Genomic DNA, 18,844 nt, shown 5'->3' on the forward strand with positions numbered 1-18,844 from the left:
GGAATCACCTCCGCACGCGCACACCCGGCCACGCGGTCGAGCACCGGTCCAACCTTCCCACCCGATATCCGCTGGCCACGGCACCCGGCCCGTCGCGATCATCCCCGCGTGGACCTCCAACTCGCGGCCATCGCCGAAGTCGTGGCGCTCGCCGACCGCATCGGTGTCGACGTGTGGTTGCGCGGCGGCTGGGCCATGGACTTCTTCCTCGGCCGCGTCACCCGCCCGCACGTCGACGTCGACTGGTTCGTCCACGTCGACCAGGCACCCCGGCTCGTCGACGCCCTGCTCGCCGCGGGCCACTCCCGGCTGGTCAGCGGCGTCCCCGAGGCGCAGGCCGACCTCGCCCGCGACGGGGTCGAGCACGGCGTCGCCTACTTCGGCACCGATCCGACCGGTGCCCCGGTCGTCCCGGCAGGCCCGTACGCGGGCGAGCGGTGGCCCGCCGACCTGCTCGACGGCCCGCGCGCCACGCTCGGTGGGGTTACCGCCCGGGTGGTCCACCCCCGGGCGCAGGTCGAGATCAAGCGGATGATGCCCGTCTGGGTCCCCGGCCTGCGGAGGCGCCCGAAGGACGCCGGGGACATCGCGCTGCTCCTCGCCGCGCTCGATGGGGGAGTTCGGGACTTTCGGCCCCACTTGACCGAGTGACCGTATCTGGTACGGCCGACGCACCTCTTCTTGGCAGCGCCCGCGTGCCCGGGCGCGACCGCCGACCCGAGGAGTGACCGCGATGCTCGTCACCATGCGAGAGGTCCGCCAACGGCTGACCGGCGCCGACGTCGACTTCGACGCGGCGACCGAACTGGGCCCCGACGCGCTGCCGCACCTGGCCGAGCTGGCCACCACCGACGACACTGTGCTCGCCTGCAAGGCGATCTACCTGGCCAGCCGCATCGGTGGGTCCGGCGGCACCGAGATCATCACCCGGGCGGCGGGCCACGACGACCCGATCGTGCGCATCGCGGCGTCCGCGGCGCTGCGCAACCTGGAGCACGCCCGCTGAGCCGTCCGCACCGCAGGCCGACCAACCGGGGTAAACCGACCGACCGGCTCCGCGCCGCCCTCCGTAAACTTGTTCGCGGGGCTCGTGGACGAGGGAGGTGGCCCGTGGTCAGTTCGGACGAACGCCGGTTCGAGGTGCTGCGCGCGATCGTCGCCGACTACGTCAGCAACCACGAGCCCGTGGCGTCCAAGGCGATCGTGGAGCGGCACAGCCTCGGCGTGTCCAGCGCGACCGTGCGCAACGACATGGCCTCGCTGGAGGAGGACGGCTACATCACCCAGCCGCACACCAGCGCGGGCCGCATCCCCACGGACAAGGGCTACCGGCTCTTCGTCGACCGGCTCAGCGAGGTCAAGCCGCTGAGCACCGCCGAGCGCCGGGCCATCCAGAGCTTCCTCGACGGCGCCATCGACCTCGACGACGTGATGCGCCGCAGCGTCCGGCTGCTCGCCCAGCTGACCCGCCAGGTGGCGGTGATCCAGTACCCGACGCTGACCACCTCGACCGTGCGCCACGTCGAAGTGGTCAGCATCACCCCCGCCCGGCTCATGCTGGTGCTGATCACCGACACCGGTCGGGTCGACCAGCGGATGGCCGACCTCGGCGACGTCATCACCGACGAATCGGTCGCCCGGCTGCGCACCATGCTCAACTCGACGCTGTCGGGCAAGCGGCTCTCCGACGCCGCCGCCAGCGTCGCCGAACTGCCCGAGACCGCCCCCGCCGACCTGCGCGAGGTCATGACCCGGCTGGCCACCGTGCTGGTCGAGTCCCTGGTCGAACACCCCGAGGAGCGGCTGGTGCTCGGCGGCACCGCCAACCTCACCCGCAGCGCCGCGGACTTCCCGCACTCGCTGCGCCAGGTGCTGGAGGCGCTCGAGGAGCAGGTCGTGGTGCTCAAGCTGCTCGCCGCGACCGCGGACCCCGGCATGATCTCGGTGCGCATCGGCGAGGAGAACGAGGCCGAGGAGATGCGCAGCACCTCGGTCGTTTCCATCGGCTACGGCACCCGCGCCGCCCTCCTCGGGGGCATGGGCGTGGTCGGCCCCACCCGGATGGACTACCCCACCAACATCGCCGCGGTACGCGCGGTGGCGAACTACGTCGGCGAGATCCTCGGTCGATAAAGCTGGCCGAGCGAAGGCAACAACGCGTCCCCGGGTCCGCCCGGGGCAGGAGGACTGGACACGGTGGCGAGGGACTACTACGGCACTCTCGGGGTGCGGCAGGACGCGAGCGCTGAGGACATCAAGCGCGCCTACCGCAAGCTCGCGCGCGAACTGCACCCGGACGTGAACCCGGACGAGGCGGCGCAAGCCCGGTTCCGCGAGGTCACCGCGGCCTACGAGGTCCTGTCCGACCCGCAGAAGCGCAAGATCGTGGACATGGGCGGCGACCCGCTGGGCAACGCGGGCGGCGGCGGGGGCGGTCGCGACCCGTTCGGCGGCTTCGGCCTCGGCGACATCATGGACGCCTTCTTCGGCGCCGCGGCGGGCGGCGGCGGGCGCGGCCCGCGCAGCCGCGTGCAGCCCGGCTCCGACGCGCTGCTGCGCATCCAGATGACCCTGGAGGAGTGCGCCACCGGCGTCAGCCGCGACATCGCGGTCGAGACCGCGATCCTCTGCGACGTCTGCCGCGGCAACGGCTGCGCCGCGGGCACCTCCCCGATCACCTGCGACACCTGCGGCGGACGCGGCGAGGTCCAATCCGTGCAGCGGTCGTTCCTCGGCCAGGTCGTCACCGCCCGCGCCTGCGCGGTCTGCCGCGGCCTCGGCGAGGTCATCCCCGACCCCTGCCACCAGTGCGCGGGCGAGGGCCGGGTGCGCGCCCGGCGCACCATCACCGCCAAGATCCCGCCCGGCGTCGCCGACGGCATGCGCGTGCGCCTCTCCGGCCAGGGCGAGGTCGGCGCGGGCGGCGGCCCCGCCGGTGACCTGTACGTCGAGGTCGAGGAACTGCAGCACGCCACCTTCGAACGCGAAGGCGCCGACCTGCACTGCACCCTGCGGATCCCGATGACCACCGCCGCGCTCGGCGCCGTCGTACCGCTGGAAACCCTCGACGGCACCGTCGAACTGGAACTGGAACCCGGCACCCAGCCCGAGACCCAACTGGTCATGTCCGGCCGCGGCCTGCCCCGGCTGCGCTCCACCGGCCGCGTCGACGGGCGCGGCGACCTGCACGTGCACGTCGAGGTCGAGGTCCCGACCCGGCTCGACGCCCGGCAGACCGAACTGCTGCGCGAACTCGCCACCCTGCGCGGCGAAGAGGAGCACACCCTGGCCAGCGCGAACGGTCGCGCGGGCGGGCTGTTCTCCCGGCTGCGCTCCCGCCACACCCGATGACCCTGGCGCTGTTCCTGGTCGACGCGCTGCCCCCGGGCCCGGCGTTCACCCTGGACGGGCCCGAGGGCAGGCACGCGGCGGCCGTCCGCAGGCTGCGCGCGGGCGAGGAACTGCTGGTCTCCGACGGCCGCGGCGCCGTGGCCCGGTGCGCCGTGGTCGCGGCGGGCAAGGACAGCCTCGACCTGACGGTCGCCGAACGGTGGGACGAACCACCGCCGCGGCCCCGGGTGGTCGTCGTCCAGGCACTGGTCAAGGGAGACCGCGGCGAACTCGCGGTCGAACTGGCCACCGAGGCGGGCGCCGACGTGATCGTGCCGTGGCGCGCCGCCCGGTGCGTGGCCCGCTGGGACGACGGCCCGCGCGGCGAGAAAGCCCTGGCGAAATGGCGTGCGACCGCACGTGAAGCCGCCAAGCAGGCCCGCCGCGCCTGGGTCCCCGAGGTACCCGAACCGGTCGGGTTGGCCGAACTGGCCGAACTGGTCCGCGCGAGCGAGTTGGGCGTGGTGTTGGAGGCCGATCGGGCCACCCGGTTGGCCGAACTGGCGCTACCCGAATCGGGTGATCTTGTCCTCGTCGTCGGCCCCGAAGGCGGCGTGGCACCCGAAGAGATCCAAGCCCTTGAACAGGCGGGAGGGCGAGCGGTACGGCTCGGACCCACCGTTCTGCGCACCTCCACCGCCGCGGCGGTCGCACTGGGCGCCCTAGGTGCCCTAACCGCCCGCTGGCGCTGAGTCCGTGCAGGGTTTACCCTTTATCCGCAAAGCGTTTCAGTTATCGCGAAGCGCATTCGCCTGACTACCGCCGGACACCTCCCCCCTCGGTCCGGCGGCGCCGCGCGGGGCGGTGGAGCGACCCCCAGGCTTCACCGCCCGCGCGGCTTCCTCGGCGACTTCGGTGAGCACACCTTCGCCTTTAGCCGCGCCCAATATTGGGGGGCCGAGCCCCCCAAACCCCCCCACGGTGCGATGGGTGGCGGAACCAGCGTGGTCCGGTCGCGGAGCGTGTGGGCGCGGAGCGTGTGGGCGCGGAACGCGTGGGCGCGGAACGCGTGGGCGCGGAACGTGTGGAGCGCGCGGAGCGCGTTGGGGGAGTGGGCTAGCGGCCGAAGGCTGTTAGTTGTTCGCCGCCTAGTACGTGTAGGTGGGCGTGGAAGACGGTTCGGCAGGCGTCGTCGCCGGTGTTGAAGACGAAGCGGTAGCCGGACTCCAGGATTCCCTCGGTTTTTGCTACTTCTGTGCCTGCGAGCAGGACCGATGCCAGTAGGTCGGGGTTGCCTGCCAGGTCTTTGGCGTCCTGGTGGTGTTCTCGGGGGACTACGAGGACGTGAACCTTGGCTTGCGGGTTGATGTCGTGGAAGGCGTAGACCGTGTCGTTCTCGTAGACGGGGGTGGACGGGATCTCCTTGGCCACGATCTTGCAGAAGAGGCAGTCGCTCATGGGTCGCACCCTAGCGAGGAGTTGTGGCTTGGTTTCTCCGGTGCGTTGGGGGTGGTGGGAGGGCTAGCATCGAGGCGTACTGGTGGTGGAGCGCGGGGCGCAGAAGGTAGGGCCGAGAGCACGTGACGGGTACTGCACCTGGGGGTAACGGCCAGTCCACACCTGCCCGTGACGCGCAGTCTCGGTTCGCGGTCCCGGAAGGCGCTGTGTTGGCGTTGTTGGGGTCGCGGGATGAGAACCTGCGGTTGTTGGAGGAGTTGCTCGACGCCGACGTGCATGTTCGTGGCAACGAGGTGACGTTGTCGGGGGCGCCTGCGGACGTGGCGTTCGCGGAGCGGGTGTTCGGGGAGTTGACGACGCTCGCCGGGCGAGGGCAGATCGATCCGAACACCGTTCGGCGTACTGTGGCGATGTTGTCGGCTGGGACCGCCGAGTCGCCCGCCGAGGTGCTCAGCCTGGACATCCTGTCTCGGCGGGGGCGGACTATCCGGCCGAAGACGTTGAACCAGAAGAAGTATGTGGACTCGATCGATGCGAACACGATCGTGTTCGGGATCGGGCCCGCGGGTACGGGTAAGACGTACTTGGCGATGGCGAAGGCCGTGCAGGCGTTGCAGGCCAAGCAGGTTTCTCGGATCATCCTGACGCGGCCCGCGGTGGAGGCAGGGGAGCGGCTCGGGTTCTTGCCTGGGACGCTCTTCGAGAAGATCGACCCGTATTTGCGGCCGCTGTACGACGCGTTGCACGACATGATCGACCCGGAGACGATCCCGCGGTTGATGCAGGCGGGCACGATCGAGGTCGCCCCGCTGGCGTACATGCGTGGGCGGACGCTCAACGACGCGTTCATCATTCTGGACGAGGCGCAGAACACGACGCCCGAACAGATGAAGATGTTCCTCACCCGGTTGGGGTTCGGGTCGAAGATCGTGGTCACCGGTGACACGACGCAGATCGACCTGCCCGGTGGGCAGCGCAGCGGGTTGAAGGTCGTCAAGGACATCCTCGGCGGGGTCGACGACGTGCACTTCGCCGAGCTGAGCAGCGCGGACGTGGTCCGGCACAGCCTGGTCGGGGCCATCGTCGACGCCTACGAGCGGTGGCAGGTGGCGCAGGACGAGGCCGAGGACCCGCGACGCGGGCCCGTGCGGGCCGGTGGCAGGCGGCAAGGCCGCTAGGGCGGCCCTGCGCGACGGTGCGGACGGTGTCGAGGACAATGGTCCGGTGAGTATCGAGATCGCCAACGAGTCGGGGGTGGCGGTCGACGAGGCGTCGATCGTCGCGGCGGCCCGGTTCGCGTTGGACCGGATGAACGTCAGCAAGCTCGCCGAGCTGTCCGTGCTGCTCGTCGAGCTGGACGTGATGGCCGACCTGCACGAGCGGTGGATGGACCTGCCCGGTCCCACCGACGTCATGGCTTTCCCCATGGACGAGCTCGACTCCGCCCGCCGCCCCGACGCGTCGGAGTCCGGGCCCGCCCTGCTCGGCGACATCGTGCTCTGCCCGGCCTTCGCCAAGGACCAGGCGCGCACCGCCGGGCACAGCCTGATCGACGAGCTGCACCTGCTGACCGTGCACGGCGTGCTGCACCTGCTCGGCTACGACCACGCCGAACCCGCCGAGGAACGCGAGATGTTCGCGTTGCAGAAGCGCATCCTCGCCGACTTCCGCACCGCCGCCGCCGACGCCAAGCGCCGCGCCGCGCAGCGCGTCGAGGACGACAAGCTGCTCGGCGCCGTCGGCCTCGCCGACCCCGAGGACTGACCCGCGGTGCCCGCGGACTCGGTCGGCCTGCTCGTCGTCGCCATCCTGCTCGTGCTCGCCGCCGGGGTCTTCGCCGCCGCCGACGCCTCGCTGTCGGCGGTGTCCAAGGCCCGCGTGGAAGGGCTCGTGCGCGCCGGGCGCACCGGGGCCAAGCAGCTGCTGGCCGTGGTCACCGAACGACCCCGGCACATCAACCTGCTGCTCCTGCTGCGGCTGAGCTGCGAACTGGCCGCCACCGTGCTGGTCACCACCGTCTGCGCCCGCGCCATCGAACCCGGCTGGCTGGCCGGCTTGGTCGCCGCGCTGGGCATGATCGTGGTGTCGTACGTCCTCGTCGGCGTCGGACCGCGCACCATCGGCCGCCAGCACCCCTACGGCGTCGGCCTCATCGCCGCGGGCCCGGTGCGGGTGCTCGGCTCGGTGCTCGGCCCGCTGTCGCGGTTCCTGATCCTGGTCGGCAACGCCATCACCCCCGGCCGCGGCTTCCGCGAGGGCCCGTTCTCCTCCGAGGTCGAGCTGCGCGAGCTGGTCGACCTGGCGCAGGAGCGCGGCGTGGTCGACGCCGACGAGCGCGAGATGATCCACTCGGTGTTCGAGCTGCGCGGCACCATCGCCCGCGAGGTCATGGTCCCGCGCACCGAGATGGTGTGGATCGAGCAGACCAAGTCCGTCCGCCAGGCCCTCGCGCTGTCCCTGCGCACCGGCTACACCCGCATCCCGGTGATCGGCGAGAGCGTCGACGACATCGTCGGCGTGGTCAACCTCAAGGACCTCGTGCGGTCCGGGCTCGACCGCGGCACCACCCCCACCTCGGTGGCCGTCGTGATGGTCGCCGCGGCGTTCGTGCCCGACACCAAGCGGCTCGACGACCTGCTGCGCGAGATGCAGGTGTCGAAGAACCACATCGCCATCGCCGTCGACGAGTACGGCGGCACCGCCGGGCTGCTCACCATCGAGGACATCCTCGAGGAGATCGTCGGCGAGATCACCGACGAGTCCGACACCGACGACCGACCCCCGGTCGAGCACCTCGACGACGGCGCCGTGCGGGTCAGCTCCCGGCTGCCGGTGGAGGACCTCGGCGCGCTGTTCGGGCTCCAACTGGAGGGCCAGGACGTGGAGACCGTCGGCGGCCTGCTCGCCCAGCGGCTGGGACGTGTGCCACTGCCGGGTGCGGAAGCGGAGATCACCGGGCTACGGTTCCGGGCCGAGGGCGGCAAGGACAACCGCGGCCGGGTGCGCATCACCTCCGTGGTCGTGCGGCCCGTGGCGACCCCCGGGACCGACGGCGACGGGGAGGACGGCGAACGGGCCGTCGCGGAGCAGTGGGAGAGGAGCGGTGGGCGTGGCTGAGCTCGACCCGGAGGACGCGAAGATCGTCACCCTGGCCCGGTCCAGCCGGGCGCGGACCGGGGCCGCCGAGGGCGCCGCCGTGCGCGACACCGACGGCCGCACCTACACCGCGGCCACCGTCGCGCTGCCGTCGCTCAAGCTGACCGCGTTGCAGGCCGCCGTGGCCGCCGCCGTGGCCAGCGGCGCCGAGGGGCTGGAGGCCGCCGCGGTCGTCACCGGCGCCGACGCCGTCGACGCCGACTCGCTGGCCGCCGTGCGCGACCTGACCGCCGACGCGCCCGTGCTGCGCGCGGACACCGCCGGAACCGTCGTCGACGTGCTCCGGTGAGCCTGCGCGTCACCGTCTGCCGGGACTGCTGCTGCGGCACCGTCCGCAAGCACCCCACGGTCAACCACTACCGCCAGTTGAACCGCCTGCGCGAGATCGCCGCCCGGCACGGCGGCACCGTCCGCGTGGCCGAGTGCCTGGACACCTGCGAGACCTCCAACGTGGTCGTCGTGCAGGCCAGGGGCGCCAAGCCGGTGTACCTGGGTTTCGTGCTCGACGACGCCGTCGTGGACGACATCGACGCCTGGCTGACCGCCGGTGGACCGGGCGTCGCACCGCTGCCGGAGACCCTCGAACTGAACCGCGTGCAAGCACCGGGGACGGCCGGGAGACAATGAGCCGGTGAGCAGCTCCACCGATGGCCACCGTTCCGGGTTCGCCTGCTTCGTCGGCAGGCCCAACGCGGGCAAGTCCACGCTCACCAACGCGCTCGTGGGCAGCAAGGTCGCCATCACCTCGAACAAACCGCAAACCACCCGACACGCGATCCGCGGCATCGTGCACCGCGACGACGCCCAACTGGTGATCGTCGACACCCCGGGCCTGCACCGCCCCCGCACGCTGCTGGGCCAACGCCTCAACGACATCGTCCGGGAGACGTGGTCGGAGGTCGACGTGGTCGGCCTCTGCGTGCCCGCCGACCAGAAGGTCGGGCCCGGCGACCGGTTCATCGCCGCCGAGCTGGCCAAGGTCGCCAAGCGCACCCCGGTCATCGGCATCGTCACCAAGACCGACCTGGTAGGGCCCGAGCAGGTGGCCGAGCAGCTCGTGGCGCTGCAGGACGTCATGGAGTTCGCCGAGCTGGTGCCGGTGTCGGCCGTCGACGGGTTCCAGGTGTCGACCCTGGCCGACCTGCTGGTCACCCGGCTGCCCGAGGGCCCGCAGCTCTACCCGGGCGGCGAGCTGACCGACGAGCCCGAGGCCACCCTGGTCGCCGAGCTGGTCCGCGAGGCCGCGCTGGAGGGCGTGCGCGACGAGCTGCCGCACTCCATCGCGGTCACCATCGAGGAGATGAACCCGCGCGAGGGCCGCGACGACATGATCGACGTCTACGCGGTGCTGTACGTGGAGCGGCCCAGCCAGAAGGGCATCGTGCTCGGGCACCGGGGCGAGCGGCTCAAGCAGGTCGGCTCCGCGGCGCGCAAGCAGATCGAGGGGCTGCTCGGCAGCCGCGTGTACCTCGACCTGCACGTGAAGGTCGCCAAGGACTGGCAGCGCGACCCCAAGCAGCTGCGCCGGCTCGGCTTCTGAGCACCCGTGTCGTGGGACAATGCGCGGATGAGCCTGTACCGCGACACCGGTGTCGTGCTGCGCGTGCAGAAGCTCGGTGAGGCCGACCGGATCATCACCCTGATCACCCAGAAGCACGGCAAGGTCCGCGCGGTGGCCAAGGGGGTGCGCCGCACGACCTCGCGGCTCGGTGCCCGGGTGGAGCCGTTCGCGCACGTCGACGTGCAGTTCTACACCGGGCGCACGCTTGACGTGATCACCCAGGTGCAGACGCTGGACGCGTTCGGCGCGGGCATCGTGGGCGACTACCAGCGCTACACCGCGGGCTGCGCGATCCTGGAGACCGCGGACCGGATGTCCGCCGAAGAGGGCGAACCCGTCCTCCGGCTCTACCTGCTCGTGGCGGGCGCGCTGCGCGCCTTGGCGGACGGGGAGCGCGACGCGTCCCTCGTGCTCGACGCGTTCCTCTTGCGCGCGTTGGCTTTCGCGGGTTGGTCACCGGCTCTTACCGAATGCGCGCGGTGTGGCGATCCAGGACCCCACCGCGCGTTCAACGTCCACGCGGGTGGGTCGGTGTGCCTGCGGTGCAAGCCACCTGGGTCGGCGAGTCCGCCGTACGAGGTCTTGCACCTGATGGACTCGTTGGCGAATGGTCGGTGGGACAGCGCGGAACGCGCGACCGACTCGACCCGGCGCGAGGCCAGCGGGTTGGTGGCGGCGCTGCTGCAGTGGCACCTGGAACGCCAACTGCGATCGCTTCCCCTGGTCGAGCGACGCCCGTTCGTGGGACGCCAGTCGGCCGGCGAAGCCGAGTAGTCACCGTTGCCCTGGTGGGACGGCGATTTCGGGGGGCGGCGGTCGGGTTAGTAGTGTCGTCGAGTCTTAGGTCCCCGGTGTGTGAAGGAGTTGTGCGGTGCTGCGTAGGCGGCGGACCCAAAGCAGGCGTGACGCCGGGCGGCCGATCTCACCCCCGGAACCGCACCCCTCCGGTGCCCGTCCACCCGCGATCCCGCGGGAACTGGTGCCCCAGCACGTCGCCATCGTCATGGATGGCAACGGCCGGTGGGCCAACCAGCGCGGTCTGACCAGGGTCGAGGGCCACAAGCGCGGCGAGGCCCAGGTCGTCGAGGCGGCCCGCGGCTGCATCGAGATCGGCGTGAAGTGGCTGTCGCTGTACGCCTTCTCCACGGAGAACTGGCGGCGCAGCCCCGAGGAAGTCCGCTTCCTGATGAACTTCTCCCGCGACGTCATCCGCCACCGCACGGTCGAGCTGGACGAGCTGGGCGTGCGCATGCACTGGGCGGGCCGCCGCCCCAAGCTCTGGCGCAGCGTGATCAGCGAGCTGGAGGTGGCCGAGCAGATCACCAAGGACAACGACCTGCTGCACCTGGCCCTGTGCGTCAACTACGGCGGCCGCGCCGAGATCGGCGACGCCGCCCGCGAGATCGCCCGGCTGGCCGCCGCGGGCAAGATCAACCCGGAGAAGGTCGACGAGCGCACGCTGGCCCGGCACATGTACCACCCCGAGATGCCGGACGTGGACCTGTTCATCCGTCCGTCGGGGGAGCAGCGCACGTCCAACTTCCTGCTGTGGCAGTCGGCCTACGCCGAGCTGGTGTTCCAGGACCACCTGTGGCCCGACTTCGACCGGGTCCACCTGTGGGAGGCCATCGAGACCTACGCCCGCCGCGACCGCCGCTTCGGCAAGGCGGCGGACTCCGCGGACGTGGCCGCCCGCCTCAAGGACGAGGAGAACGACGAATGACCGTCGAGCACGCGCTGCTCACCAAGGCCCGCGAGGCCCTGGAGTCCTTCCACGACGTCGCGGTCGACACCGACGGCGCCCTGACCTTCCGCCACGCGGACGTCCCCTGCGCCGTGCAGGCGATGGAGTTGGTGGAGGGCCTCACCGTCCTCACCCTGACGTGCGTGGTCGCGTGGGACCTGCCCGAGGACCCGTCCCTGGCCGTCTCCGCCGCCGAGCGCGCGGGGCAGGGCCTGTTCGGCACGCTGGGCGTCGTCCACACCGAACGCGGGATGGACGTGACCCTCCGCTACACCTTCCCGGCCGACGGCCTCACCGCCGCCGCCCTGGGCACCCTGCTCATGCTCGTGGTCTCCACCGCGTCCCAACTCCGCACGGAACTCCTGGGCCAACCAACCGCCACCTAAGCCTCCTCGCACGACCTGCCTGCTGGGTGACTCCTTCGACCGCGTCACGATCGACCCCGACAACCATCCGCGCACCAGGCCGAACGGGCGTCCACCAGCGCCTCTGACCACGTCGTGTGGAAACTGTCCGACCCGCATCGACCCGGTCCACCCAAGCCGTTCCGCCACATCGTCCCGGCCAGCCCGGGGCTGGGCTGTGGCAATCGGCATTGGTCACCGCCTGCGCGGGCGAGATCCGCCGCGGCCGCTTGGCCGCTGGGCTCTCGCACCTGCTCTGGTGGGCCGGGACCCAAGCCGTTCCGTGGCATTGCCTCGGCCGCCCCGGGGCAGTGCTGTGGCAATCGGCATTGCTCGCCGCCTGCGCGGGCGAGATCCGCCGCGGCCGCTTGGCCGCTGGGCTCTCGCACCCGCTCTGGCGAGCCGGGACCCAAGCCGTTTCGCCGCATCGCCTCGGCCGGCCCGGGGCGGTGCTGTGGCAAGCGGCATTGGTCGCCGCCCGCCCGAGATCGCCGCTACCGCATCGGCCCCTGGGCTCCGCCTCCGCTCTGGCGGGCCGGTTGCCGTACTGCCGCTGCCGAGGGACTTGGTCTTGCGATTCGCGCACTCCGCGCGTCAGATCGAGCGGGCGGTCTCCCACCGGCTCCTCCGAACCCCCGTTGTGGATCTTGCTCGGCTCGCCGGGGAGCGGACTTGTCCACATAGGCCGGAGTTGTCCACCGGTTCGGCCTGACCACTCCCGTGCGCCCGCCCTCACTTCTACGCTTGAAATTAGGGGTTCCCCCAGGGAGGGGACCCCTCGCGGGCGTTGGAGCATGATCGAATTCGCGGTGCCGCGCCGCGTCTGTCGTGCTGCGGCGACCCGAAGAACGGGACGGGGGCGAGGTCGGTGTGGGCGGAGACGGTGGGGGCGGGTTCGCGCCACCTCTGTGCGATCCAGGTTGGCGGACCCTTGTCCGAGTGCCCCTTCGGGCAGTGTGGGCTTGATCGGATTGGGGACGCTCCGTCACGGCTGGCCGAAGGGGTGCTGGTCGGGTCGGACGTTCCCACGTGTGGGGCGAAGTCGCTGGCAAACATCGGTGAACAAAGTTCAAGGGGCGGGTCCCGCGCGGGTTGGCGGGCTGGCATCATTCGCGGCGTGAGGTATTGGAGCATGCGCGCACAGTCACCAGTTTCCCGGCCGAGGTCGGTGTGAGCGCGCCGCCGGAAGCGCCGGTCGAGGTCGCCGAGCCCGCCGCGGCGCGGAAGTGGCGGATCACCTCGCTGGAGGTGCTGTGCGCCCTCCTGGTCGTCGCGCTGCTCCTGCAGGGACGGTTGACGTCGTGGTTGGACGTGCCCCGGCTGCGGACCGCGTCGACGATCTTCGTCGCGGTGTGCGTGCAGGCGCTGCCGTTCCTCGTGCTCGGTGTGCTCATCAGCGGTGCCATCGCGGCGTTCGTGCCCGGCTCGGTGCTCAACCGGCTGCTGCCCAAGAAGCAGGCGATAGCCGTACCCGTCGCCGGGGTCGCCGGGGTGGCGCTGCCGACGTGCGAGTGCGCGGCCGTGCCGGTCGCGCGGCGGTTGATGCAGCAGGGCGTGCCGACCTCGGTGGCGCTGGCCTTCCTGCTGGCCGCGCCCGCGGTCAACCCCGTGGTGCTGGTCGCCACCAACGTCGCCTTCCCGAACAACCCGGAGATGGTGGTCGCCCGCCTCATCGGCTCGCTGGCCACCGCGATCGTCATGGGCTGGCTGTGGGCCAGGTTCGGCAAGGCGGAGTGGATCATCGAACGCGCCCTGCGCAGGCTGCCGGAACCCGCGGGCCGCACCCGCTGGCGGCTGTTCTTCGAGACCTCCCGCGCCGACCTCGTGGACGCGGGCGGCTTCCTCGTCATCGGCGCCCTGATCGCCGCCGCCCTCAACGTCGCCGTCCCCCGCGAATGGGTCGACACACTGGGGGAGCAGATCGTGCTCGGCGTCGTCGTGATGGCCGTCCTGGCGGTGCTGCTCGCCCTGTGCAGCGAGGCGGACGCGTTCGTAGCGGCGTCCATCGCGGGCATGCCGCTGCTGCCGAAGCTCGTGTTCCTGGTGGTCGGACCCGCGATCGACGTGAAGCTGTTCGCCCTGCAGGCAGGCACCTTCGGCCGCGCGTTCGCCGTCCGCTTCGCCCCGGCGACGTTCGTGGTGGCCGTGGTCTGCGCCGTCGTCCCCGGCGTGATCCTGCTCGGAGGTGCCGGATGAGGCGCGAGACCCAGAACATCCTGCTGATCCTCGCGGGCGGCGCCCTGCTGAAGATCAGCTTTACCGGCGCCTACCTGCTGTACGTGAAGCCCGCCCACCAGCCCTGGCTGATCGGGGGCGGCGCGGTCATGCTCCTGCTGGCCGCCGTCTCCATCGCCCGTGACGTGTTCAAGCGGCCCACCCCGGCCGCCGCCGCGTCCCAGCCGGACGAATCGTCACCCGACACCCACGACCACAGCCACGACGACGAACACGACGGCCACAACCACACGGCGCGCAGCGCCTGGCTCCTGCTCGTCCCGGTCCTGACGATCTTCCTCATCGCCCCACCGGCCCTCGGCGCCGACGCGGTCGCCAATGGCGACAACCGGGCCGCCGTCACCCGTTCCTCCGGCGCCGCCGACAAGATCCTGTTCTCCCCGCTGGCCCCGGGCGACCCGGTCGCGCTGACGATGAGCGACTTCGCCGCGCGCGCCGCCTGGGACTCCGGCAACTCGCTGGACGGCCGGGAGGTCCGGTTGACCGCGTTCATCGTCAACCAGGGCCCGACCACCTACCTGGCCCGGCTGTCCATCGCCTGCTGCGCCGCCGACGTCCTCCCCGTCCGCGTCCGGCTGGACACCCCGCCCGAGCAGGCGCTGGCGAACGACACCTGGGTCGAGGTGACCGGCCACGTCCAGCCCGGCTCGGCCACGGAGGCGACGGAGTACGTCCCCACCCTGATCCCGACCGGCTTCACGCCGATCACCCAACCCGAGAACCCGTACGAGTAGCGGGACCCACGCGCGGGGGCGGTCAGGTGCAGCGCTCGCAGGTCCCGAAGATCTCGACGGTGTGGCTAATCTGGGAAAAACCGTTTTCGGCGGCCACCCGATCGGCCCAGCGTTCGACCGCCGGACCCTCCACCTCCACGGTGTGCCCGCAGGTTCGGCACACCAGGTGGTGATGGTGGTGCCGGGAGCACCGGCGGTAGATCGCCTCGCCGGAATCGGTGCGCAGGACGTCGATCTCACCGGCGTCGGCGAGGGACTGGAGGGTGCGGTAGACCGTGGTCAGACCGATGCCCTCACCGCGTTTGCGCAGTTCCTCGTGCAGCTCCTGGGCGGAGCGGAACTCATCGAGTTGGTCGAGCAGTTGGGCGACGGCCGTCCGTTGGCGCGTGGAGCGCCTGCCGGGCACGGTCGCCGAGGTTCGCTCCGTCGTCACCGGTCGCCTTCCTCAACGTGTGCAACAGCGTCCACGACGATATGCGACAAATGCTCGTCCACAAGCCGGTAGACGACTTCCCGGCCGTGTCGCTCCCCATAGACCACACCCGCCGACTTGAGCACCCGCAGGTGCTGGCTGATCAACGGCTGCGCCACCCCCAGCGCCTCGACCAGCTCGTGCACGCACCGGTCGGCTTCCCGCAGCTCCAACACGATCGCGATCCGCACCGGCGCCGCCAGCGCCCGCAGCAGATCCCCCGCCGCCGTCAGCGTCATGGCGGGCCTGCGATGGGTGGCGGCCGCCACGACGGGCCGATCAGACGAGTGGTCGTGCTGCTCGGCGGCTGCCCGCAGCTCGTGCGACGCGGCTTCCGAGGTCACGATCGACGTCGTCCTCTCCTGTGCCCGACGACCGAAACCGACGGGGTGATGGTTACCGTATTCATCTTAGGCGCTTTCGCAGTTCAGGGTGGCCTCTCCGGCTGTGCACTTCGCACACAAGCCCCGCCAACCCGCCACCGGACACCACCACACCCGACCGGGACGATCACCCCCGAGAGGCACCCACGGCCTCGAGATCACCCCACCGCACCCCGCTCCCGACCACGTGACCAACCAGCCTCGATGCCCGCCTACAGCCCCGAGAGCACCGCCACCACCCACCACCAACCCCCGGCCCGATCTACTCCGACGCCACCCCGCTCGTCCGGTCAGCCGCCCTCAGCGCCGACCACAGCGCCAAGCCGACCACCGGCACCCGACCTCCCACATGACTCCACCGGGCGCCATCCGGCTTGGTCGACCGACCTGGCACCCCGCGCCACCGTGGTCGCCCCCCACCAACCCCCGAGCACGATCCCCCCGACGCCATCCCGCCCGTCCGGTCAGCCGCGTTCAACACCGACCACAGCGCCGAGCCAGCCACCGGCACCCGACCTCACGCACGACTCCACTGGGCGCCATCCGGCTTGGTCGACCGACCTGGCACCGCACCACCGTGATCGCCACCGCTACGAGCACCTCAACCCGATGCCCATCGGCACCGTCCCGCCCCGCTGGCCTCAACCCCACCCACAGCTCTGCGATCGCCAACGCCAACCCGCGCCCGCCCCAACAGACGACTCCGCCCAGCGCTGCCCCGTCCGGTCGCTCGACCGTCCTCGCCAGCAGCTCCACGCCGACCCGCACCCGCGACCCGACCCGCACGACCCGTAAACGCACCTTGTTCAGCCCGTGGTTGTCGCTCGCGGCGCCGAGATGACCGCCGCCACCGGGAGCACCCGACCCCGGGCACGGCTCCGCCAGGGCGCCGTCCCGCCCGCCTGGTCGGCCCGCGGCCACGCCGCTAGAGCACCGAGATCGCCACCGCCACGAGTACCGCGAGCACCAAGGCCCGGCCGAACCGCTGGCCCGGCGCCAGGACGCCCCAGGTCGCGGCGAGCAGCACGGCGACCCCGGCCGCGAGGACGCCGAGCAGCACGGCGCCGACCGGTCCGCGCACCAGCACCCCGGCCGCGAACAACCCGATGACCAGCGCGAACACCGCGACCGGTGGGACCCGCGCCAACGGTCCCCGCCCTGCCAGCAACGGTGTCCTCATCGAGCGCGTCCGCCGCACGGTGTCTCCCGGGTCTCTAGGTCGGTCGATGCCTGCCGCTGGTTCCACCGGCGGTCCGGTCCACCGGGTGAACTACGGTGCAGCATCTTCGCACCCACGACCAGGAAGGCACCCGCGCGTGCTGCTGATCGCCCGGTTCACCGCGACCGACCCCGAAGCCTTCACCGCCCGCGCCAAGCACGCCCTGGAACTGCTGCTGGCGCAGCCCGGCTGCCAGCGCGGCCTGCTGGCCCGCTCCACCGAGTCCGCCACGGCCTGGGTGCTGACCGTGGAGTTCACCTCCGTCTCCGCCTACCGCAAATCCCTGTCTCCCTTCGACGTCCGAACCCACGTCATCCCGCTGCTCGCCGAGGCCGACACCACCGAGCCCGCCGCCTACGAGGTCGTCCTCGAAGGCGAGCCGGGCGGCGAAGGAGCCCCGGGCAGGGTCCAGCAGCACGCCAGCCTCCTGGCCGCCGACGCCGACACCGTCCGCCTCGGCGAGGCCGCCGGTCCCACGACCGCCCGCTAGTCGCGTTCGCGCCACCACCCCTCCGGCGCCCGCCGAGCAGGCGAGCACCCGTCGAGGAACCGGGATCCCGTGGCCGGGGTGTCCCCCGAACGGACCAACGGCAGTCCGCGGACTACCCTTGACGGGCTCGACCCCTGAGTTCTCCCACCCCGAGTTTCATCGCATGGAGGGGCAGTGCCTGCCGACCGGATCGACACCGTCGTGAGCCTCTGCAAGCGCCGTGGTTTCGTCTACCCGTGCGGGGAGATCTACGGCGGCACCAGGTCGGCGTGGGACTACGGGCCGCTCGGCGTCGAGCTCAAGGACAACATCAAGCGGGCCTGGTGGAAGAGCATGGTCCAGGGCCGTGACGACGTCGTCGGGCTCGACTCGTCGGTGATCCTGCCGCGCCAGGTGTGGGCGGCGTCCGGCCACGTGAACGCCTTCCACGACCCCCTCGTCGAGTGCACCTCCTGCCACAAGCGGTTCCGCGCGGACCAGTTGGTCGAGGAGTACGCGGCCCGGACCGGCAAGGACATCGCCGAGGACGACCTCTCCGACGTCCCGTGCCCGAACTGCGGCACCCGCGGCCAGTACACCGAGCCGCGCGAGTTCAACATGATGCTCAAGACCCACCTCGGCCCGGTCGAGACCGAGGAGGGCATGCACTACCTGCGCCCCGAGACGGCCCAGGGCATCTTCATCAACTTCCTGAACGTGCAGACCACCTCCCGCCGCAAGCCGCCCTTCGGCATCGGGCAGATCGGCAAGTCCTTCCGCAACGAGATCACCCCGGGCAACTTCATCTTCCGCACCCGCGAGTTCGAGCAGATGGAGATGGAGTTCTTCGTCGAACCCGGCACCGACGACGAGTGGCACCAGTACTGGATCGACGAGCGCACGCGCTGGTACACCGACCTGGGTATCGCCAAGGACAACCTCCGTGTTTACGAGCACCCGCAGGAGAAGCTCTCGCACTACTCCAAGCGGACGGTGGACATCGAGTACCGCTTCCAGTTCGGCGGGCAGGAGTGGGGCGAGCTGGAGGGCATCGCCAACCGCACCGACTTCGACCTCACCACCCACTCCAACCACTCCGGAGTGGACCTGTCCTACTTCGACCAGGCGACCAACTCGCGGTACCGGCCGTTCGTCATCGAGCCCGCCGCCGGTGTCGGCCGCCCGATGATGGCGTTCCTGCTCGACGCCTACGTCGAGGACGAGGCGCCGAACGCCAAGGGCGGCGTCGACAAGCGGGTCGTGCTCCGACTCGACCGGAGGCTGGCCCCGGTCAAGGCCGCGGTGCTGCCGCTCTCGCGCAACGCCGACCTCTCGCCCAAAGCCCGCGACGTGGCCGCCACGCTGCGCAGGCACTGGAACGTCGACTTCGACGACGCGGGCGCCATCGGCCGCCGGTACCGCAGGCAGGATGAGATCGGCACCCCGTTCTGCGTCACCGTCGACTTCGACTCCCTCAACGACCACGCCGTCACTGTGCGCGAGCGCGACACCATGTCCCAGGAACGCGTGGCCATGGCCCAGCTCGAGTCCTACCTGGCGAGCAGGCTCATCGGCTGCTGAGGCGGTCCGGGCACGCGCGCCGTGGGTCGATGCCCCGCTCCACCGGCAGCTGCGCCCGTCCGAGGCGACTCACCGCGCGCACTGCCTGGGCAGCCCGC

22 protein-coding genes are annotated in these 18,844 nt (G+C 71.3%); 18 read left to right on the forward strand and 4 right to left on the reverse strand.

What is annotated here, in order from left to right; genetic code table 11:
• The first annotated feature begins 108 nt into the window (after nucleotides 1-108).
• From V5P93_RS07505 to V5P93_RS07525, 5 genes are all read left to right on the forward strand, one after another.
• Nucleotides 109-651 (forward strand): nucleotidyltransferase domain-containing protein, encoded by a 543-nt coding sequence (locus tag V5P93_RS07505; protein ID WP_219823941.1) that lies wholly within the window; start codon nucleotides 109-111, stop codon nucleotides 649-651.
• Nucleotides 652-733: 82 nt separating this feature from the next.
• Nucleotides 734-1,006: a hypothetical protein gene (locus V5P93_RS07510; RefSeq protein WP_146107985.1), complete on the forward strand. Its 273-nt coding sequence runs from the start codon at nucleotides 734-736 to the stop codon at nucleotides 1,004-1,006.
• A gap of 104 nt (nucleotides 1,007-1,110) precedes the next feature.
• Nucleotides 1,111-2,133: a heat-inducible transcriptional repressor HrcA gene (gene hrcA / locus V5P93_RS07515; RefSeq protein ID WP_104478641.1), complete on the forward strand. Its 1,023-nt coding sequence runs from the start codon at nucleotides 1,111-1,113 to the stop codon at nucleotides 2,131-2,133.
• Between the two features lie 63 nt (nucleotides 2,134-2,196).
• The gene (gene dnaJ / locus V5P93_RS07520; protein ID WP_104478642.1) at nucleotides 2,197-3,351 is read left to right on the forward strand and encodes a molecular chaperone DnaJ; all 1,155 of its coding nucleotides are present in this window, start codon (nucleotides 2,197-2,199) and stop codon (nucleotides 3,349-3,351) included.
• Nucleotides 3,348-4,082, forward strand: coding sequence for a 16S rRNA (uracil(1498)-N(3))-methyltransferase (locus V5P93_RS07525; RefSeq protein WP_104478643.1), 735 nt, complete (start codon nucleotides 3,348-3,350; stop codon nucleotides 4,080-4,082). Before dnaJ ends, V5P93_RS07525 begins: the two co-directional genes overlap by 4 nt.
• 364 nt (nucleotides 4,083-4,446) lie before the next feature.
• Here V5P93_RS07525 and V5P93_RS07530 read toward each other — a convergent pair whose 3' ends face one another.
• The gene (locus V5P93_RS07530) at nucleotides 4,447-4,788 is read right to left on the reverse strand and encodes a histidine triad nucleotide-binding protein (RefSeq protein WP_104478644.1); all 342 of its coding nucleotides are present in this window, start codon (nucleotides 4,786-4,788) and stop codon (nucleotides 4,447-4,449) included.
• Between the two features lie 122 nt (nucleotides 4,789-4,910).
• Here V5P93_RS07530 and V5P93_RS07535 point away from each other — a divergent pair, with 122 nt between their 5' ends.
• The 11 genes from V5P93_RS07535 to V5P93_RS07585 all read left to right on the forward strand — a co-directional run bounded on the left by V5P93_RS07535 (nucleotide 4,911) and on the right by V5P93_RS07585 (nucleotide 14,622).
• Nucleotides 4,911-5,966: a PhoH family protein gene (locus tag V5P93_RS07535; protein ID WP_104478645.1), complete on the forward strand. Its 1,056-nt coding sequence runs from the start codon at nucleotides 4,911-4,913 to the stop codon at nucleotides 5,964-5,966.
• Between the two features lie 46 nt (nucleotides 5,967-6,012).
• The gene (gene ybeY, locus V5P93_RS07540) at nucleotides 6,013-6,552 is read left to right on the forward strand and encodes an rRNA maturation RNase YbeY (protein WP_104478771.1); all 540 of its coding nucleotides are present in this window, start codon (nucleotides 6,013-6,015) and stop codon (nucleotides 6,550-6,552) included.
• 6 nt (nucleotides 6,553-6,558) lie between these two features.
• Nucleotides 6,559-7,905: a hemolysin family protein gene (locus tag V5P93_RS07545; protein ID WP_245931199.1), complete on the forward strand. Its 1,347-nt coding sequence runs from the start codon at nucleotides 6,559-6,561 to the stop codon at nucleotides 7,903-7,905.
• Nucleotides 7,898-8,233: a cytidine deaminase gene (locus V5P93_RS07550; protein WP_104478772.1), complete on the forward strand. Its 336-nt coding sequence runs from the start codon at nucleotides 7,898-7,900 to the stop codon at nucleotides 8,231-8,233. The genes V5P93_RS07545 and V5P93_RS07550 overlap by 8 nt, the downstream gene beginning before the upstream one ends.
• On the forward strand, nucleotides 8,230-8,571 hold the full coding sequence (locus V5P93_RS07555; RefSeq protein ID WP_104478646.1) for a hypothetical protein: 342 nt from the start codon (nucleotides 8,230-8,232) through the stop codon (nucleotides 8,569-8,571). Before V5P93_RS07550 ends, V5P93_RS07555 begins: the two co-directional genes overlap by 4 nt.
• Before the next feature lie 4 nt (nucleotides 8,572-8,575).
• The gene (gene era / locus V5P93_RS07560) at nucleotides 8,576-9,484 is read left to right on the forward strand and encodes a GTPase Era (protein ID WP_104478647.1); all 909 of its coding nucleotides are present in this window, start codon (nucleotides 8,576-8,578) and stop codon (nucleotides 9,482-9,484) included.
• A gap of 27 nt (nucleotides 9,485-9,511) precedes the next feature.
• Entirely contained in the window at nucleotides 9,512-10,279 is a 768-nt protein-coding gene (gene recO / locus V5P93_RS07565) for a DNA repair protein RecO (RefSeq protein ID WP_104478648.1), read from the forward strand.
• 97 nt (nucleotides 10,280-10,376) lie between these two features.
• Entirely contained in the window at nucleotides 10,377-11,228 is an 852-nt protein-coding gene (locus V5P93_RS07570) for an isoprenyl transferase (protein WP_104478649.1), read from the forward strand.
• Nucleotides 11,225-11,635 (forward strand): hypothetical protein, encoded by a 411-nt coding sequence (locus tag V5P93_RS07575; RefSeq protein WP_104478650.1) that lies wholly within the window; start codon nucleotides 11,225-11,227, stop codon nucleotides 11,633-11,635. The genes V5P93_RS07570 and V5P93_RS07575 overlap by 4 nt, the downstream gene beginning before the upstream one ends.
• Before the next feature lie 1,188 nt (nucleotides 11,636-12,823).
• On the forward strand, nucleotides 12,824-13,849 hold the full coding sequence (locus V5P93_RS07580; RefSeq protein ID WP_104478651.1) for a permease: 1,026 nt from the start codon (nucleotides 12,824-12,826) through the stop codon (nucleotides 13,847-13,849).
• The gene (locus V5P93_RS07585) at nucleotides 13,846-14,622 is read left to right on the forward strand and encodes a TIGR03943 family protein (protein ID WP_104478652.1); all 777 of its coding nucleotides are present in this window, start codon (nucleotides 13,846-13,848) and stop codon (nucleotides 14,620-14,622) included. Before V5P93_RS07580 ends, V5P93_RS07585 begins: the two co-directional genes overlap by 4 nt.
• Before the next feature lie 22 nt (nucleotides 14,623-14,644).
• Here the strand turns inward: V5P93_RS07585 and V5P93_RS07590 are convergent, their stop codons facing one another.
• From V5P93_RS07590 to V5P93_RS07600, 3 genes are all read right to left on the reverse strand, one after another.
• Nucleotides 14,645-15,055: a Fur family transcriptional regulator gene (locus V5P93_RS07590; protein WP_104478653.1), complete on the reverse strand. Its 411-nt coding sequence runs from the start codon at nucleotides 15,053-15,055 to the stop codon at nucleotides 14,645-14,647.
• The gene (locus V5P93_RS07595; RefSeq protein WP_374066463.1) at nucleotides 15,052-15,411 is read right to left on the reverse strand and encodes an ArsR/SmtB family transcription factor; all 360 of its coding nucleotides are present in this window, start codon (nucleotides 15,409-15,411) and stop codon (nucleotides 15,052-15,054) included. The genes V5P93_RS07590 and V5P93_RS07595 overlap by 4 nt, the downstream gene beginning before the upstream one ends.
• 991 nt (nucleotides 15,412-16,402) lie before the next feature.
• Nucleotides 16,403-16,657, reverse strand: a complete 255-nt coding sequence (locus V5P93_RS07600; RefSeq protein ID WP_104478655.1) for a hypothetical protein — start codon at nucleotides 16,655-16,657, stop codon at nucleotides 16,403-16,405.
• A gap of 136 nt (nucleotides 16,658-16,793) precedes the next feature.
• Between V5P93_RS07600 and V5P93_RS07605 the strand changes: the two genes are divergently transcribed.
• Nucleotides 16,794-17,186, forward strand: a complete 393-nt coding sequence (locus V5P93_RS07605; protein WP_104478656.1) for an antibiotic biosynthesis monooxygenase — start codon at nucleotides 16,794-16,796, stop codon at nucleotides 17,184-17,186.
• A 174-nt stretch (nucleotides 17,187-17,360) separates the two neighbouring features.
• Nucleotides 17,361-18,746, forward strand: coding sequence for a glycine--tRNA ligase (locus V5P93_RS07610; RefSeq protein WP_104478657.1), 1,386 nt, complete (start codon nucleotides 17,361-17,363; stop codon nucleotides 18,744-18,746).
• The last annotated feature ends 98 nt before the right edge of the window (nucleotides 18,747-18,844 follow it).

Origin of the sequence: Actinokineospora auranticolor, from assembly GCF_041897805.1 — a bacterium.
Taxonomy (GTDB): domain Bacteria; phylum Actinomycetota; class Actinomycetes; order Mycobacteriales; family Pseudonocardiaceae; genus Actinokineospora; species Actinokineospora auranticolor.